10 protein-coding genes are annotated in these 16,997 nt (G+C 61.1%); 3 read left to right on the top strand and 7 right to left on the bottom strand.

All coding sequences use genetic code 11. From position 1 onward, the window contains the following. Positions 1–45 precede the first annotated feature (45 nt). Complete coding sequence (locus ODQ19_RS09290; RefSeq protein WP_116666804.1) at positions 46–984, bottom strand: DnaJ C-terminal domain-containing protein; 939 nt, start codon at positions 982–984, stop codon at positions 46–48. A gap of 229 nt (positions 985–1,213) precedes the next feature. After that, positions 1,214–8,161 (bottom strand): NEL-type E3 ubiquitin ligase domain-containing protein, encoded by a 6,948-nt coding sequence (locus ODQ19_RS09285; protein WP_330209857.1) that lies wholly within the window; start codon positions 8,159–8,161, stop codon positions 1,214–1,216. Between the two features lie 166 nt (positions 8,162–8,327). Here ODQ19_RS09285 and ODQ19_RS09280 point away from each other — a divergent pair, with 166 nt between their 5' ends. Beyond that, positions 8,328–9,596, top strand: coding sequence for an Hsp70 family protein (locus ODQ19_RS09280; RefSeq protein ID WP_330209856.1), 1,269 nt, complete (start codon positions 8,328–8,330; stop codon positions 9,594–9,596). A gap of 136 nt (positions 9,597–9,732) precedes the next feature. Here the strand turns inward: ODQ19_RS09280 and ODQ19_RS09275 are convergent, their stop codons facing one another. From ODQ19_RS09275 to ODQ19_RS09265, 3 genes are all read right to left on the bottom strand, one after another. Beyond that, entirely contained in the window at positions 9,733–10,746 is a 1,014-nt protein-coding gene (locus ODQ19_RS09275) for an AI-2E family transporter (RefSeq protein ID WP_003188124.1), read from the bottom strand. A gap of 242 nt (positions 10,747–10,988) precedes the next feature. Further along, entirely contained in the window at positions 10,989–11,288 is a 300-nt protein-coding gene (locus ODQ19_RS09270) for a PsiF family protein (RefSeq protein WP_032893794.1), read from the bottom strand. Between the two features lie 71 nt (positions 11,289–11,359). Then, positions 11,360–12,148, bottom strand: coding sequence for an AraC family transcriptional regulator (locus ODQ19_RS09265; RefSeq protein WP_034125676.1), 789 nt, complete (start codon positions 12,146–12,148; stop codon positions 11,360–11,362). Positions 12,149–12,246: 98 nt separating this feature from the next. On the opposite strand from ODQ19_RS09265, the gene ODQ19_RS09260 reads away from it, so the two are divergent. Beyond that, a complete protein-coding gene (locus tag ODQ19_RS09260) occupies positions 12,247–13,134 on the top strand; it encodes a DMT family transporter (RefSeq protein WP_116666800.1) in 888 nt (295 codons plus the stop codon). A gap of 35 nt (positions 13,135–13,169) precedes the next feature. Here ODQ19_RS09260 and ODQ19_RS09255 read toward each other — a convergent pair whose 3' ends face one another. Next, positions 13,170–14,060, bottom strand: a complete 891-nt coding sequence (locus ODQ19_RS09255) for an esterase/lipase family protein (protein ID WP_330209855.1) — start codon at positions 14,058–14,060, stop codon at positions 13,170–13,172. Between the two features lie 176 nt (positions 14,061–14,236). Between ODQ19_RS09255 and ODQ19_RS09250 the strand changes: the two genes are divergently transcribed. Beyond that, entirely contained in the window at positions 14,237–14,767 is a 531-nt protein-coding gene (locus ODQ19_RS09250; protein WP_003188119.1) for a ferritin-like domain-containing protein, read from the top strand. Between the two features lie 112 nt (positions 14,768–14,879). Here ODQ19_RS09250 and ODQ19_RS09245 read toward each other — a convergent pair whose 3' ends face one another. After that, entirely contained in the window at positions 14,880–16,946 is a 2,067-nt protein-coding gene (locus ODQ19_RS09245) for an AsmA family protein (RefSeq protein WP_330209854.1), read from the bottom strand. Between the last annotated feature and the right edge of the window lie 51 nt (positions 16,947–16,997).

Raw genomic sequence — 16,997 nt, 5'->3', positions numbered from 1 at the left:
GGCACGGCGTTTTTGCGGCTGGCGCTAACTAAATCAATGACCCGCTCAGAACTGCTCGCGCGGATTGAAAGCAGCCTTTTGCGCCAGGGCCTCCCACAATGCCTTGACCTCATCATCCGCCGCCTTGGGCATGACGGCCTTGAGCTGGATGAACAAGTAGCCGCGTTGCCCGGCCTTGTTCAGCAAGCCATGGCCCTTGGCACGCATGCGCTGGCCGTTCTGGCTGCCGGCAGGCACCTTGAGGTTGATCTTGCCGGTGAGGGTCGGCACGGCCACTTCCGTGCCCAGCGCCAACTCCCAGGGTGCCAGCGGCAGGTTGATGATCAGGTTTTCGCCGTCCACCTCGAACTTGGGGTGGGGCGCAAACTTGATGATCAGGTACAAATCCCCATTGGCGCCGCCGCCAATGCCCGGCGCGCCCTGGGCCTTGAGGCGAATGCGCTCGCCATCGGCCACACCGGCCGGGATCTTCACGTTCAGGCTTTTGGTAGTGTTGCTCACATGCCGACCGGAGGCATCGTACTGCGGCACCTGGAAGCTGATCTGCTTGGACTCGGTGGACAGGGTTTCCTCCAGAGAAACCGTGAGCTGCATCTCCACATCCTGGCCCTTGCGCCCGGTAGGACGGCGCTGGCCGCCACCGAAGGCATCGCCGCGCGAACCGAAGATCGAACTGAAAAAGTCCGAAAAGTCGCCCGCGTCCTGGCCACCACCAAAGCCGCCACGGCTCTGCCAGCCCGGCGGGCCCTGAAACGGCTGGCCATGCTGGCCGTATTTGCGCAATTCGTCGTATTCGGCGCGCTTGTCGGCGCTTTTCAGCGCTTCATAGGCCTCGGACGCATCCTTGAACTTGGCTTCGGCATCTTTTTCCTTGCTGACGTCCGGGTGATATTTACGCGCCAGCTTGCGATAAGCCGACTTGATCTCCTTGTCATCCGCCGTCGGCTCGACACCGAGAATCTTGTAGTAGTCTTTGAAATCCATGGGGGCATCACCATCCGTTATCGATATCGCGCAGCCCGCCACACGGCACGCCATGGCTGGCAGCCTGGGAATTGATGCAGGGCGCGTCATAAGTTAAGCGGCGGCACACAGACGTCATGCAATGGCTGTGTACCGCCTGGATATGCCCACAAGATTGGGGCAAAACGCCGCCTTTCAAGATGGGATAGCGCTATTTACGACGACGGACCGATTACCGATGCGGGTAGGATCAGGCGAACTGCTTTTTTATCATCCCCTCGGTGTACTGGTAGTCCATGCGCAGTTCGGTGCCCGCGGCGATAGCTTCTGTGGCGAAAAGAGCGTTGAGGATGAAGGGTTTGCGCTTTACCTGCGCCCCTGGCCCCACGCCCAGCCACATATCGGCCTCGACATCAAACCCCACCGTCTCGACGTTATAGCCACCTGGCGCCTGGCGCAGCGGCTTGCCGTTGTCGTCGTACTCAAAGTGGGTGTTTATCCGCGACAGAATATTGTCCCCCGACAAATGGATCGGCACCTCCACCAGACTATTGCCCTGGGCAACACTCTGGCTGCCCACCTTCATGGTGTAGGTCTGGCCACCCTCGCCGAAGATACCCGACGGCAATACGGTACCGCCGTATACACCGACGATTTCCCCTTTGGCAATACGCCGGTTGGCCACCACCATGGACTGGCCGATCAACGCCTTTTCGCCCGGCACTTTCACATCCTGCGCCGTGAATGTGCGCAGTTGCAGTTGCGCTTCATAGCGTGCGCCGACGTGTTCATACCCTTCAAACTGAATGTAGGGTTTGACCTGCGCGGAGGTGTATTGGGTGCCGGAGTCCAAGGTCACTTGCCTTTCCAGGGAGCGGATACGGATCGGCCTGCCCTGGTAATCCCTGAGGGGGTACTTGCCATTGTTGGCGCGGATGTAACTGCCGACCGGATTAGGGTTGGCCGTAAAGTGCACTTCCCGACGCATGTAACTGAGTTCGGCCGTGGTATAGGGCTTCACCGGCATGGATTCCGAAGCATCGACAAACTCATCGCCGGCCCCCGGCTGCACCATTCCGCCCGCCAGGCCTCTACGTCGCCACACGCCGTTGAGATCAGGCTTGGCGACGATTGCGCTGCTGGTCAAACGCAAGGGGTTATCCGCCGTTTGTACCCATAACACGTAGTGCTCGCCATCGCCCGCATCGGGCATGCTCGCCACGAAGTAGCGCTTGCCATGGAAGTCGATGGCTTGCGCCTGGGACAGTTGCAGCCCGGGGCCGGCGCTTTCTACCAAAACTTCAAGGCTTGCCGTCGGAACCAGCGCCTGCGCCACTTCATCGCGGCTCAAGCGTTCGATCAATTGCGCTTCTTCGATCTCGAACTGCGCCTGCAATGCCTTGACCTTGGTGTCGTAGCTGGCCCGAGGCAGTGTCCCGGCCTCGAAATCGCGCTGCAAGGCTTCCATTTGATCGTGATGGGGTTCGTTCTGTGCTTCAAACCGCGCGCGGTATTTATTCGCCACATAGTCTTTCCAGAAGTCTCTGGCGAGCATGGCTTGCAACTCCTGAGCGGAGTTATCCAGGCTTAGCACCCGTTGGTAGGCCGCATCGAGCATCGCCTGGGTCACATTGCCGAAATGGGCAAACCGGGCGTGCTGTGGTTGGCCGGGCAATTCAAGGCGATCCTTGAGCCCATGGCGATACGCCATGCGCACCTCCACCTCTTCCACGGCCCTCAAGGCGCTCTCACGTTGGGCGGGGGTCAAGCCCTCGCGTGCGTTGATCGCGGCTCTGCGCTGGTCGATATCCTCCAGGGCGATCTTTTCCAGCTCATCGAGACGGAACAGCCCCTTGGACAGCTTCAGCAGGGCCGCACCCTGGGTCGAGTCCAAAGCAAGCGCCTTGGCGTTGTGGGTCATCAGCAGGATCTCCAGGTTGCTGAAGGTCAATGCCGCCCGGTCACAGCAGGCCGCCCGCCCCGCCCACTCGAACATCTCCTTGCGCAACTGCTCGGACTCATTGCTGTTTTGCGTGATGCCATCGATCACCTCCCAGATGCGGCGCTGCAAGTCCTCAAGACCAGCGGGCGCTATTTCCAGGTCCCGGAGCACTTCAAAGAAGCCGTCCGAACCAGGTAACGCACGCAGGGTGGACCACTGGAGCCGGCGCTGCGCCAATTGCTCAGTGGAAAAACCTGTGGACCAGCGCCGAAACGGCGCATCCGCGCCATGCAGCTCCACCGGGCCATCCACCGCACTCGTCACGCTGGCAACCAATCGATTGGCTGCTCGCTCTGCGGCGGTGAGCCGGTCGCCGTAGGCGTTGATGCGTTGACGCGTATCGGCGGACAGCGGGTTCAGGCCCAGGTCGGTTACCCGGGTGACCCGCAGTGTCTGTCCAAGTTGCTCATCCGACGGTGCGACCAGCGCATCGGGCAAGGTGGAAATATTGTTGCCTCGCAGGTACACCATGTCCAACAGGGGGAGCTCGTCCAACCCGGTAGGCCACGTATCGAGGCCGGTGGCCCCCATGCCCAAAGAGTGCAGATTGGTCATTTGGCTGAAGTCCGGTGCCCTGCTCAGAGGGTTTGAATTGAGCACCAGAGCCTTGAGCGTGATGCGTGACGAGAGTATCGCCGCCGAATCGGCAGTCAGGCGGATCCGGTTGTTTTGCAGGGACAAGCGGGTCAAGCCATGCATCTGCCCAACCGCCGGCGGTAACTCACGCAACTGGTTGTTCGACAAGTCGAGCCAGCGCACGCCGCGAAAACGCGCGAGGAACCCTTCCGGCGAGGTGCGAAGGTTCATATTGCTCAGTTTGAGCGAACCCACATGGCTGAAATCCGCATCCAGGTCAGGCAGGCTCGGCAGGTTCAAATCACTGAGGTTCAACTCAAGGCCGAAAGGTTCGCCATCATTGGTGAGCTGTTGCGGTGTTTCTTGCCTCCAGCAGCGCAAGATACGCTCCCAGGCATGGTTGCGGTCACGCAAAGACCCTGCGTCATTGGCACGCTCGCCGACACGCACATAGCGCTGACGCTCACCACCGCCTGAAAACAGCCATCCGTTCAACTGCCGGAGCAGCACAGAATGCTCTTGCCAGAGGCGGTTCAACTGCGCCTCGGCCCCGTCACCCCAGGACCAGATAAGCGCCCTGGCCTTCTGCACGGAGTACTCGGGGTACATGTACACCACCTTCTCGATGCGCGGGTTTTTACTGTCGAAAGCGCCCTCCAGCGCCCCTTGCAACAGGTCGGGTCGAGACTGGGCCAGGTCCTGCCAGTACTTATCGAAGGTTTTCCAGTAATCGGGCGGGAAGGGATTATCCTCAAGCAAGGTGACATTGTTGATCCGTGCCACGGTTTCCAATTGATCCGCGGGCGGCACCAGGTTGTCCTGCGGTACCTGTTGCAGACGGTTTTCACGCAGGTCGAGGCGCTCCAGCCCGGCCTGCTCTCTCAACCCCGACGGCCACCGCTCGATTCGCGTCCAGAATAGATTCAGCTCTCTTAAATGGGGCATGCCACTGAAGTCTGGCGTCACCCCCAATGGGTTACTCGACAGGTCGAGCACTTGTAGCGCATTGAGATCGCTTAACAGTCCCGCGCTGCGTTCGGCCAACTGCAAGCCGTTGGCGTGCAGCTTCAACGACGTGAGCTGCTTCATGTCGCCAATCACCGCAGGCAGCTCGGTCATTTCGGCCCCCGTGATGCTCAGGCTGTTCAACTCGGTAAAGTTTTCGAGAAACAACGCACTGGAATGCCCACTCCATTTGACATTCGACAACACCAACTCCCGGACATGGTCGAAGCCCCCTTTTACGGCGGGCAAATCCACCCAATAGAGGCTGTCCCTGGGCAGGCGAATGTGCAGTTGGCTCCCGGTCTCACGGCGCCAGCAGCGTTTGATCTCTTCGCTCACACGCCACTCCTCGCTGTAAGGGGCCAAGGCCCGCGGCCCCTTTGCTTGCGCCCACACCTTCAAGGTTTTTTCCAGGGTGCGGTACTCCAACTCACGGCTGGCCAACTCGCCCCGCACGTCTGTGCCCAGCGACTCAATGAACGCTGTGACCTGTTCGTCGCTGAAGGTTGGAAACAACCGCCGTACCCGTTCCGCCGGGGAGCGAAGCACATTCCCTGCCGTCCTTAACAACTGGCGCACCCCAGGCGCGCCGCCCAGCAGCCTGGCCATCGGGTCATAGTCAGGCTTGCGCAACGGGTTCTCCTCCAGCACCGTGCGCAACGGCTCACGCGGTAACGGGCTGCGTTGAATCGTCTGCTTCAGTTCAGCGGCACTGCTCAGACCCAGGCGCTGGCGTTCATCGAGCGCCAATTGTTCCCAGATAGCGCTGTAAAAATCGCCGGGCATGGAGGCCTGGAAGTCGCCGCTTTCCAGCCATACCAGCGTGCGTTTATGCGGAAAGTCAGGCGAGCCGATGGCATCCAGCACCGTGCCTTCAGCCGAATACTGACGCAGCTCGATGCGCGAGCCGCGGTGCCAGCCCGGCAGGGTTTCCAGGGTGCGCAAGGCCAGGCGCTGGCTGTCGAGCTGCGTCTGGGTGTCCAGGTGCAACCCTTCGTAGGCACGGGCCACCCGGGTTTCCTGGGCACACCATCGGGCTTGCGTGGCCAGGGGCTCGGGCAAACGGCGCGTGCTGCGAAAGGCCTGCAGCTGATCTGTCGTCGCCCCTTGCAACACACGCTCGGCGACCGCTTTGGGCAAGGCCGGATAGGTATCCAGCAAACGCTGTACATCGGCATCGGACGTAGGGTTCAGCGCTTGGTAGCGTTGTTCCAGCAACGGCCCCTTGAGCGTGTCAACGGCATCGCCAAGATAATGGCGCAGCTTGCCGGCGCGCACCTCCAGCGACTCCTCGGGGCTACCTGGAAACTCTTTGAGCAGCGGGTCGACACCCTGCAAGGTGTACAGCAACTCCCGGAGCAAACGGCCCTGGGCCATGGCGCTTTCGGTCACCACCATGACGCGCTTGCTGGCCGACGCCGGTGCATCGACCGCCTCCCAGAGCACCTCGTCCTGAGGGCCGATAACTTTCAGCGCCACGTTGTCGGGCAGCAGGCCACGGCGCTGAAGCAGGTCAAATTGCAGCGCCGGTTCGGCTTTCGAGTACACCAATGGGTCGCTGCTTTTTATCTGCTCGGCAAAGGTGGTGAGCTGTTGGTGCAATTGGAAGCGTTTGAGCGTGTCTTCCAGCAGCAACGGCAGTGGCTCGTGATGGACCGCGGCCTGGCGCAACACGTCGGTGTCGACGCCGCTGATACGCAGCGGGTCGGCCTGTTCGGCAAGCCCCAAGCGCTTGAGCAGGGTTGATTCGTCCCAGGTCAGCGGTTCTTCCAGCTCGTGGGTCCAAACGCCGTTGTGGTTGTGCTCCAGCTCCGGCGCATAAGCGTCGCGGCGCGTCGGGTGCTGAATGCGGTAATCGCCGGTGTGAGGGTCTTGCCTGACCTGATAATGCGCATCCTCGAATGCCAGCAACTGTTGACCGTCGTGGTCATACAGGCCCAGCGCGTTGGCCTTGGCCTCGGGCACCGGTTTGACCGGCGACGCGTAGGGCGCCAGGTCAGGGTTCCACAGCACCTGCTTGCCGGACGGCATCGTCACAGGCTTGAGGTGGTCTACCGCGCTTTGCCATTTGACCGCGGGCAACACCTTGGCGCCGGTGGCAATAAACGCCACGTTCAACGCCACCGACGCAAAATGCGCCCACATTTGCCGTGGCTCGCCTTGCCCATAGGCTTCTATCCCTTCAAACACCTCGTAGCACATCTGCGACGCGCCCACGGCCAGCATGATCGGCCCCAACCCTGGCACCACGAAGGCCGCCAGGTTGAACACGCTGACAGCGGCATCGAAAAAACTTTCCAGGCGCTCCAGCCGCGCCTTGCGGTCCTCGTCCTCGGTGGGTACGGCCACGGCCCGCGCATCACTCAAGATCTTGCGGATATGCGCCTGGCGACTGCGCCGCCAGAGATCACCGCAGAGGAGGAACTCGTCCATGGGCAAATGCACCAACGGCGTACGCAGCGGATAATCCGCCCCGCCGTTGCCATTGTCGGCGGGCTGGTACAGCCGGTTGAAACGAGCGAAAAATCCGCCTTGCTCGCGCACCGGCACAAAGCGGCTGAAAAAGCGTCGATACGACGCGCTGTGCAAGCGCATGCGCAGGTCGACCATGAACTCTCCACTGGAGGCGTACTCCTTGACCGGCTGTTGCGGGTCGCCGGGTATGTACACCACCAGGCGCTCGGTACGGTCCGAATGTGCACGGTCTGGCCCGATCAGCAGCGGCCCCACCAGCACGCTGTCCAGTACCTTGAGGGCGGCATAGGTAACCGGCTTACCCGCAAGCTTCGGCGTGCCGGAACCGGCTACCACCTGTTTGAGCATCTGGTAGGCATCGGCACTCAACGCGCCGTTTAACTGCAACCGGGCAATCTCGATGCTCAGCGCCAGTTGCTGGCGTTGATGCTCCTCAAGCACTTGCTCCAGCGCCTCGCGCTCCTGGGCGGCGTCGGGTTCGACCACCGCCTTGATGTGCTTTTGATACTGGGCGCCGAGGTCCAGGGAGCGGCACAGCTTGGCAAACTCATGGGGCTTGATCGCCACGGCGTGGGCGCTGACGGCGGCGAATGTCGCGATGATATCGGGGTTGTCGGGGTTCCAGCGGGTAATGAGTTGGCAATCGTTGCACGGCGCTGGCTGTTCTTCATCGGCCTCGAAATTGGCCAGGGCCGCTTCCAGCAGGGAGATACCTCGGTAGGTGTAGGTCAGGGAGGGATCGTTTTGCTGGTCAAACACGAAGGCGCCATAAAAATCATCGCGAGCACCTTTGTAGGCATATTTGCGCACGAAGAACACATTGCGTACATCCAGCTCCAGGTTGAACTGCTTTTTGAGTGCGTCCTTGAGCGGCTGCTCGGCGAACGCGAGGATGTCGTCGATCTGGCCGAGATGCGCTTCGATTGAATTGAGGGTTTCGCGAAAACGTGTGTGCTGCGCGGCCAGGGCGGTTTTGTCCTGGTGAGTCGTGGCCAGGTACCAGGAAGGAATGTCCATCTCGTGCTGGCCCAGCTCTTCCTGGCGCTGGGTCGTGCCCTCCAGGAACCAGCTTGGCACGCGTTGTTTGAGGAAGTCGTAGTGCACGCCGCGCAGGTCGGCGGTAAAGGTTGCATCAGGCATAGCGGTTCATCCGTGAGCGGTAAAACCGCAGCCTAGCCAAACCCCGGCAGGCTCAAGACGTAGCTATGTAGCACGAATGCCGGTGGATTTACGGATCACCGGTCTACGCATCCGGCCCCGAGTGACATACACTGCGCGGCCGTTTTTTGACCGGAACCTGTTAGACATGAAAAACGAATCTCCAGCCCGTGCCTGCGGCATCGACTTCGGCACGTCCAACTCCACCGTCGGCTGGATCCGCCCCGGCGAGGAGACGCTGATCGCGCTGGAGGACGGCAAAATCACCCTGCCGTCAGTGGTCTTCTTCAACTTCGAGGAACGCCGCCCGGTGTACGGTCGTCTGGCGCTGCACGAATACCTGGAGAACTATGAAGGCCGCCTGATGCGCTCGCTCAAGAGCCTGCTGGGTTCCAAGCTGATCAAGCACGACACCAGCGTGCTCGGCACTGCCATGCCCTTCACCGACCTGCTGGCACTGTTTATCGGCCAGCTCAAGAGCCGCGCCGAAGCCAACGCCGGTCGTGAATTCGAAGAAGTGGTACTGGGTCGCCCGGTATTCTTCGTCGATGACGACCCGATGGCCGACCAGGAAGCGGAAAACACCCTGGTGGATGTGGCGCGCAAGATCGGCTTCAAGGACATCTCGTTCCAATACGAACCGATTGCAGCGGCGTTCGACTACGAGTCCACCATCGAGAAAGAAGAGCTGGTGCTGATCGTCGACATCGGCGGAGGTACCTCCGACTTTTCCCTGGTACGCCTGTCGCCGGATCGCCGCCATAACGACAACCGCCAGAGCGACATCCTCGCCACCGGCGGCGTGCACATCGGCGGTACCGACTTCGACAAACAGCTCTCGCTGGCCGGCATGATGCCGCTGTTCGGCTACGGCAGCCGCATGAAGAGCGGCGCCTACATGCCCACCAGCCACCACATGAACCTGGCGACCTGGCACACCATCAACTCGGTGTATTCACAAAAATCCCAGCTGGCCCTGGGCAGTATGCGCTACGACATCGAAGACACCGGCGGCATCGACCGCCTGTTCAAACTGATCGAACAGCGCGCCGGGCACTGGCTGGCGATGGAAGTTGAAGAGACCAAGATCCAGCTCACCCACGAAGACACCCGCCACGTGCCGCTGGACCGCATCGAAGCGGGCCTGAGCGTAGACCTGAGTCGGGCACTGTTCGAGTCATCCATCGATAACCTGCTCGAACGCGTGCGCGGCAGTGTCACACAGTTACTCAATGACGCCTCGGTGAGCGTGGCCCATGTGGACACGGTGTTCTTTACCGGTGGTTCCAGCGGCATTCCGGCACTGCGCCACAGCATCTCGGCAATGTTGCCGAATGCGCGGCATGTGGAAGGCAATATCTTCGGCAGCATTGGGAGTGGTTTGGCGATTGAGGCGAGCAAGCGTTACGGCAGCTGAGTTTCAGCTGAAACCGTGGCGCGCCCTTCGCGAGCAAGCCCGCTCCCACACTTGACCGCGTTCCACCTTTGGGATGCAGTCGAATGTGGGAGCGGGCTTGCTCGCGAAGAGGCCAGTTCAGGCCCCGAATCTGTCTTTAAACCATCCCACCCAGCTTCAGCTCGCTCTTCAGATAGGCATAGTAAATCGGCCCCGCCACCACCCCCGGCAGGCCGAACGCGGCCTCAAACACCAGCATCGCCAACAGCAATTCCCATGACTTGGCACTGATCTGCCCGCCGACGATACGCGCGTTGAGGAAGTACTCGACCTTGTGAATCACGATCAAATACCCCAGCGCCGCCACCGCCACCCAGATCGACAGCGACAACGCCACGATGGTGATCAGCGTGTTGGAGATCAGGTTGCCGATCACCGGCAGCAGGCCGAGCAGGAAGGTCAGCACGATGAGGGTCTTGGTCAGCGGCAGGTGAATGCCACACAGCGGCAGCACCACCGCGAGGAAAACCGCGGTGAAAGCGGTGTTGAGCGCGGCGATTTTGATCTGGGCGAAGACGATGTTGCGAAACGCCTGGACCAGCAGGTGCAGGCGGTCGAACAGCGCGGCGGCCAGGGGCTTGCGCTTGGTCAGGTCGGGCACGCGCTGCAGGGCGATGATCGCGCCCAGCACCATGCCGATCAGCAAGGTGACGAACATGTGGGCGGCGTCTTTGCCGACCAGTTGCAGTTCGCTCAGGTGTTTGCTTAGCCAATCACCAATGGCCACGCGAAACTCCGCGGCGCTGGCGGGCAGGTAAGCGTCGATGGACGGCGGTAATTGGCCGCGCGCGCGGTCGACCACGCCCATGAATTTGTCCAGGGAAGCCCCGGGGTTTTCCGCTTCGTGGAGCAGGAAGCTGATGGCGCCGGCGAAGATCAAGGCCAACACGCTGACAATCAGGGTGCCCAGCAAGGCCACCGCCAGCCAGCGCGCGCGCCGGCCTTCGATCAGGCGTTGCAGTTGAGGGGTGAGCATGTTGACCAGCTCATAGACCAACAGGCCGGCCAGCAGGCTGGGCAGCAATTTCAGCGGCAGTACCAGCAGCAACCCGCCGAAAATGATGATGTAGCTGGACAGCAACAACACATGACGCTGAGAAAACGTTGGCATACAGCCTCAAAACAAACGGCGTTGAAGGATGTTGTAGGAGCGAGCTTGCTGTGGCGAGGGAGCTTGCTCCCGCTGGGCTGCGAAGCAGCCCCAAACCATTGAGCCGGTGTGCACCAGGCATACTCGTCTGTTCGGTTTGGGAGCGCTTCGCGCTCCAGCGGGAGCAAGCTCCCTCGCCACACTTGCTCGCTCCTACAAAGGGGCTGTGTGCGAGTGTCGCAGCCTTCTATGGCCCGGGGCTATTATTTCTTCAGGCAAGTGCTCATGAAGGTTTTGCGCGCATCACCGGCCAAGGCCTGGGTTTTCGCCGACGCATTGCAATCTTTCATCTTCTGCTGCTGCGGGGTCAGGGTCTTGGCATCGTTGGCGGCAGGTGCCGACAGGCAAGTCTTCATGAAAGTCTTGCGCTCATCGCCCTTGAGCGTCTTGGTGGTGGCCTCGGCATTGCAGGTGGTCATTTTGTTCTGCTGGGCAGTGGCGGCAAAACCCTGGGCACACATCAGCAGGCCCATCATCAACAATGGAATACGCAGCATCTTCATGGAGTTTTCTCCCTGTTACCGTGCCGACGGGCACGGCCTACCGCGCAGTGTAGTCAAAACCTGTTACAACTTCACCGGCCACGAATATTCGCCCGCCGATATTGCTCCGGCGTGCAGCCGGCGTGGCGTTGGAACATGGCGATAAACGCCGAGGCGGTGCTGTAGCCCAGATCAAACGCCACGTGTTGCACGCTGCGGTCGCTGTCCAACGCTTCGATGGCCGCCAGGTAGCGCAGGCGCTGGCGCCATTCGCCAAAGCTCATGCCCAGCTCGCGCACAAACTGGCGCGCCAGGGTGCGCTCGCTCACATGCACCTGCTCGGCCCATTGCGCCAGCGGGCGGTTGTCTCCCGGCTCTGCCTGCATGCCCTCCAAGACCCCAAGCAATCCTGGGTGGCGGGCGTAGGGCAGGAAGCAATCGTGGACCGGCGCCTGCCGGAGTTGGTCCACCAGCACTTGGGCCAGCCGGATATCGGCGTCGGTGCGCGGCGCATTGACGTCGCGCAGGGCGAAATCCTTGAGGATCGCCTTGAGAATGTCGCTGATCGCCAGCGTGCAAGGCTGCTGCGGCAACTGCTCGCATAGCTGCGGCGCCAGACCTACGGAGTGGTAGACAATCGCCTCGGCATTGTAGGAGCTGTGCTCGGTATGCGGCGGCACCCACACCGCGTATTGCGGTGGCGACATGAAGCGATTGCCCGCCACTTCCATGCGCATCACGCCGCTGGCCGAATAATCCAGCGAGCCCCAGGTGTGCTGGTGCGGGGTACATTCGGTGTCCGGGGCAAAATCGGAATACCGAAAATACACCGGGCTGGGCAGGCGGGCAAAATCGGGTAGGCGTACGGTGTGTCGGGACATATTGTCTGGATTCAACGCTCAGTTGTCTGGATCGCAGTATAGGCTTCGATCCAGACAGAGGATAATCCTGCCTCGTCAACACACTGGGTTTCTTTTCAATGCAATACGCGTATCCGCTGCTGGCTATCTTTATCTGGGCCGGCAACACCGTGGTCAACAAATTGGCCGTGGGCTCGATCTTCCCGGCTGAAATCGGCTTTTACCGCTGGCTGTTCGCTGCGTTGCTGTTCACGCCGTTCATGCTCAAACCGGTGGTCGCCCACTGGCCGCAGATCCGCCCCAACCTGGGCAAGATCTTTATCCTTGGCGTGCTCGGCATGGCGGTGTATCAAAGCCTGGCCTATTACGCCGCGACGCTGACCAGCGCCACCAACATGGGCATCATCCTGTCGCTGATGCCGTTAATGGCGCTGACCGCTGCGATCATCAGCCTTGGCCAACGCCTGACCTTTGGTGCGATGACCGGCGCGGTGCTGTCGTTCGCAGGCGTGGTAGTAGTGGTGTCGGCCGGCAGCCTGGGCGCGTTGCTGCAACATGGGGTCAACCTGGGCGACGGCATGATGCTGGTTGCGACGCTGGCCTATGCGGTCTACAGCACCCTGCTGAAAAAATGGCAGCTGCGCCTGCCGCCATTGGTGCTCCTGTATTTGCAGGTGCTGGTGGCGGTGCTGGTGCTATTTCCGCTGTTCCTGTTTTCGGCCAAGGCAGGGCTGGGTTGGGCGAATATCCCGCTGGTGCTGTATGCGTGCCTGCTCGCGTCGATGCTGGCGCCGTTGGCGTGGATGCACTCGGTGAAGACCCTGGGGCCAAGCCGTACCACACTGTTTTTCAATCTGCTGCCCTTGATCACCGCGCTGATTGCAGCGCTGGTGCTCAAGGAAGAGCTGGCGCTGTATCACTTGGTGGGCGGTTTGCTGACCTTGGGTGGGGTGATTCTGTCGGAGCGCTGGACCACGCCAGTTGGCCGTCGGGTCAGTGTGGCCTGAGCTTGCCTGCGAAGAGCGATAACGCGGTTCCCCGGTTAAACACCGGCCGCCTTCAGCCGTCGCGCATGCTCGACAAACAAGCGGATCGGCTCGGCGCCCTTGCCCACCAATCCCAGGGATTGGTTGACGATATCGAAATGGTCCAGGGCGTAATCATCGCCGATCACCGTGCCCAGGTGTGAGCTGTAACGCCCGACCATGCCGTCACACTGGCCCTTCTCCCGCACAAAGCTGCGGGCGAACCAGCGGCAGCTGCGATTCGTCCCGTCCAACAGGTTGCGCCCGCGATCTGTCTTGCCCGGCTGCAAGGTGCCGGACCACGAGTAATAGCGCACGCCATTGACCTCCTCCAGGCCGTGCCCACCCCATTCCTGGGGCAACCCCTGGGGATATTGGCGATTGAACAGCGCCACGCCCGCGCTGGTCAGGGACTGATGCGAGGCCGGCAGATCGGCCTTGAAGCGCGGCCCGCGATAGCCGGTTTCCAGCAGGCCCATCACCCAGGCGGCCAAGTGAAAGGCAGCGCTCATCAGTCGGCCTTTGGCGCTGTCGACCGGGTAATGGGTGTGGATATGATCGGCCAGTTCCGAACCATGGTTGGGCCCGGCCACCGAGGTCACCGAGGCCACCCATTGCGGGTGTGTGGCTGCCGCATAGCGAGCGGTGAGCGAGCCCTGGCTATGCCCGATCAGGTTGACCTTGTCGGCGCCGGTCTCGCGCAGAATCCGCTCGATCTGCACCAGCAACTGCTCACCGCGTACCTCACTGGAATCCAGCGGCGCGACTTGCACGGCAAATACCTGCGCCCCACCAGCCCGCAGCGCCGGGACGATGCCGTACCAGTAAGGGAACCACCCCAGGCGCACAAACCCCAGCATGCCGGGTACCAATACCAGGGGGTAACGTGTGGCTAATGACTGCGGCATGTATCGAACGTCCTTGAACCAGACGGAATCAAGTCAGGCTAACCCACTCCCACGACCAGAAGATGACACCTGCTGGCAAATCCAATAAAACTTTTTGCGCCGCCCAGGACTCACACCTGATAGCGATCACGCCGGCAGAGCGTGGCGTACAACCGGATTAGCCCCAGGAGATTGAAATGACTCAAGCACAATTGACTGACGTTGCGACCCTGCGCAGCCGCGCCCGCCAGAACGTTGAAAACGGCGCCGTAACCGAAGGCTATGACGCCGACCGCGAAGAAATCATCCGCCTGCTCAACGAGTCGCTGGCCACCGAATTGGTTTGCGTGCTGCGCTACAAGCGTCACTACTTCATGGCCAACGGCCTCAAAGCCAGCGTGGCTGCCGATGAGTTCTTGGAACATGCGACCCAGGAAGCCGAGCACGCCGACAAACTGGCCGAGCGCATCGTGCAACTGGGCGGCGAGCCGGAGTTCAACCCCGACCTGCTGTCCAAGAACTCCCATGCGCAATACGTGGCGGGCAACACCTTGAAGGAAATGGTCTACGAAGACCTGGTGGCCGAGCGGATCGCGGTAGACAGCTACCGCGAGATCATCCAGTACATCGGTGATAAAGACCCGACTACCCGTCGCATCTTCGAAGACATCCTGGCCCAGGAAGAAGAACACGCCGATGACATGGCGGATATTCTGCAGGATCTGTAATAACTAACACCGCAACACCCACTGTGGGAGCGGGCTTGCCCGCGATAGCGTTGGATCAGTTGATAAATCATTGACTGATACTTCGCTATCGCGGGCAATCCCGCTCCCACAGTTACTTAACAGTCTTTGGCGCCTTGCCTTCCTTCATCTGTTGCAGCAACGGTGCGCACTCATTGGGCTCACCACCGCTTGGGGCTACCAAGGCAAGCAAGCCGGCGGCAGGCCCGGCAATCACACCCAAAGCGACCATGCCGGCACCGCGCAGAGCCAGAGGGATGGCCTTGACCCCGGCATTGGGCTTGATGAACGGCCCGTTGACGTACAGGGGTGACCGCAGGGAGAACAGGCGAAAGCCCTTGGATTCCGGCGTGATGGTCAGGTCCAATTGCTCGGTGGCCATATTCGCGGTGCCGTCGATGTAGATGATCGCGTTCTCGGTATCGAACACAAACAGCCGCGTGGTCGCCAGGCCTGTCTTGATGCCGAAGTCCGCCGCTGCGCAGTTGATCTTCACTTCCTCGTCGCCGAACAGGCGGCCCACCACGTAGTTGCCCACGTTGAGCCCGGCGATTTCCATCAGACTTCGGCTGATGGCGCCATCGTTGATGAGCATCTTCAGGTCACCGTTGGACGTGCCCAACAGTGCCGCCACCGAGTTACCGCGCCCGGCAATATCGGCATCGCCGTTGAGCTCACCAAAGCTGGTTTTCATCGGTTCGAAGGTCGGGAACAACTGCTTGAGCTTGAAGTTACGCGCCGTGAGTTTGGCGCGGCCTTCCATCGGTGTGATGCGGCCGTTCAAGCGAATCTGCGCATCGAGCTTGCCACCGGCCACGCCGAAGCGCAGGGGTTCGAGACTCAGTTGGCCGTCGTTAAGCACCAGGTGGGTGTAGAGGTCGGTAAAGGGCAAATCGGCGCTGTGCACGATGCGCTTGCCGGTGAACTCGACGTCGGCATCCATATCGCGCCAACGCTCGGTGCGGAACTCTTCAACCGGCAGCACTTTGGTCGCCGGCTGTTTGCTTTCACCACCTCGGGCTTTTTGCTTGGCGTTGGAATCAGCGCCAATCAAAGGTGCCAGGTCATCCATCAGCAGTTGGTTGGACACCAGCGCGCCACTGAGCTTGGGCCGTGGCTGGCTGGCGACATAGGCCAGGTCGCCGTGGATGTCGCTGTTGCCGATCTTGCCGTTGAAGTTCTCGTAGCGGAAGGAGGCGCCGCTGGCCTCATGCAGTTTGGCGATCAGGTGACCGTCGGTGGAATAGGCCGGCGAGTCCGGCAGGGTCACGCCGGTCAGCGGGTACAGGTTGCCCAGGCTGCTGCCCGAGAGTTTCAGGCGCAGGTCCAGGGCGCCGAGGTTCAGCGGGTCGGTCAGGGTGCCAGCCAGGGCGATGCTGGTGTCCGCGATCTTGACCTGGGCTTGCAGCGGGAACGGCTTGGCCGCGTCCTGCAAGGCCAGCAAGCCACCGATCTTGCCCGTGCCCGCGAGTTTCTGGCCGTGGTACTGGCCTTTGACCTTGAGGCCGAACGCATAGTCCTGGGGCGCCGAGCCTTTTTCCAGGGCCTTCTTGGCATCGGCGTCGCCGACGATTTCGCCAAAGGGAATCGGCTTGCCCAGCGGGTCGATGATCACATCCAGCTGGGTCTTGAGGCTTTGATCGTCAAGGGTCACGTGGCCTTTGTCGAAACCGATGGCGCCAATGTCCACCACCCAGTTGGACGGCTCGGCGTCAGGGTCCTTGGGGTCGAACTTGAAGGTCCAGTTGGCGCGGCCATCAGCCAGGCGCTGCAACTGGGCACTGGGTTCGGTGAGGTCGATGCGCGGGATCACCACACGCTGCACCAGCAAGGCCAGGGGCGATATGCGCAGCTCAACCTTCTTGAGCGTGACCATCTGCGGTTGTTTCGACCAATCGGGGTTACCCAGGGTCAGGTCTTCGGCAATTACATGGGGCCACGGCACCCAGGCGCGCCAACCGCCTTCATCGGGTTCACGCTGCCACACCACTGCGAGGTTGCCGTTGATGGCGAACGGGCGGTGCAGTTCTTCGGAGACCTTGGCATTGAGGGGCGGCTTGATGCGGTTCCAGTCGAAGAACACCAACACCAGTACCACGATGGCCATTAACAGAACGAAGCTGGCGCAGCTCCAAGCGAGAATTTTACGAGTGCGCGTCATTGCACAGGGCTCCTGAATACGACTGGCTGGGCTACAGCCTTTTAAACAGCT

The organism is Pseudomonas sp. AM4(2022), assembly GCF_036346515.1.
Classification (GTDB): domain Bacteria; phylum Pseudomonadota; class Gammaproteobacteria; order Pseudomonadales; family Pseudomonadaceae; genus Aquipseudomonas; species Aquipseudomonas paracarnis.
The sequence above is the reverse complement of the archived record's forward strand: the minus strand, read 5'-3'. Positions and strand labels throughout refer to the sequence as shown.

Bases quoted from the DNA above. Each gene is read 5' to 3' on its own strand.
- ODQ19_RS09290 (WP_116666804.1), bottom strand. From the start codon at position 984: ATGGATTTCAAAGACTACTACAAGATTCTCGGTGTCGAGCCGACGGCG.
- ODQ19_RS09285 (WP_330209857.1), bottom strand. From the start codon at position 8,161: ATGCCTGATGCAACCTTTACCGCCGACCTGCGCGGCGTGCACTACGAC.
- ODQ19_RS09280 (WP_330209856.1), top strand. From the start codon at position 8,328: ATGAAAAACGAATCTCCAGCCCGTGCCTGCGGCATCGACTTCGGCACG.
- ODQ19_RS09275 (WP_003188124.1), bottom strand. From the start codon at position 10,746: ATGCCAACGTTTTCTCAGCGTCATGTGTTGTTGCTGTCCAGCTACATC.
- ODQ19_RS09270 (WP_032893794.1), bottom strand. From the start codon at position 11,288: ATGAAGATGCTGCGTATTCCATTGTTGATGATGGGCCTGCTGATGTGT.
- ODQ19_RS09265 (WP_034125676.1), bottom strand. From the start codon at position 12,148: ATGTCCCGACACACCGTACGCCTACCCGATTTTGCCCGCCTGCCCAGC.
- ODQ19_RS09260 (WP_116666800.1), top strand. From the start codon at position 12,247: ATGCAATACGCGTATCCGCTGCTGGCTATCTTTATCTGGGCCGGCAAC.
- ODQ19_RS09255 (WP_330209855.1), bottom strand. From the start codon at position 14,060: ATGCCGCAGTCATTAGCCACACGTTACCCCCTGGTATTGGTACCCGGC.
- ODQ19_RS09250 (WP_003188119.1), top strand. From the start codon at position 14,237: ATGACTCAAGCACAATTGACTGACGTTGCGACCCTGCGCAGCCGCGCC.
- ODQ19_RS09245 (WP_330209854.1), bottom strand. From the start codon at position 16,946: ATGACGCGCACTCGTAAAATTCTCGCTTGGAGCTGCGCCAGCTTCGTT.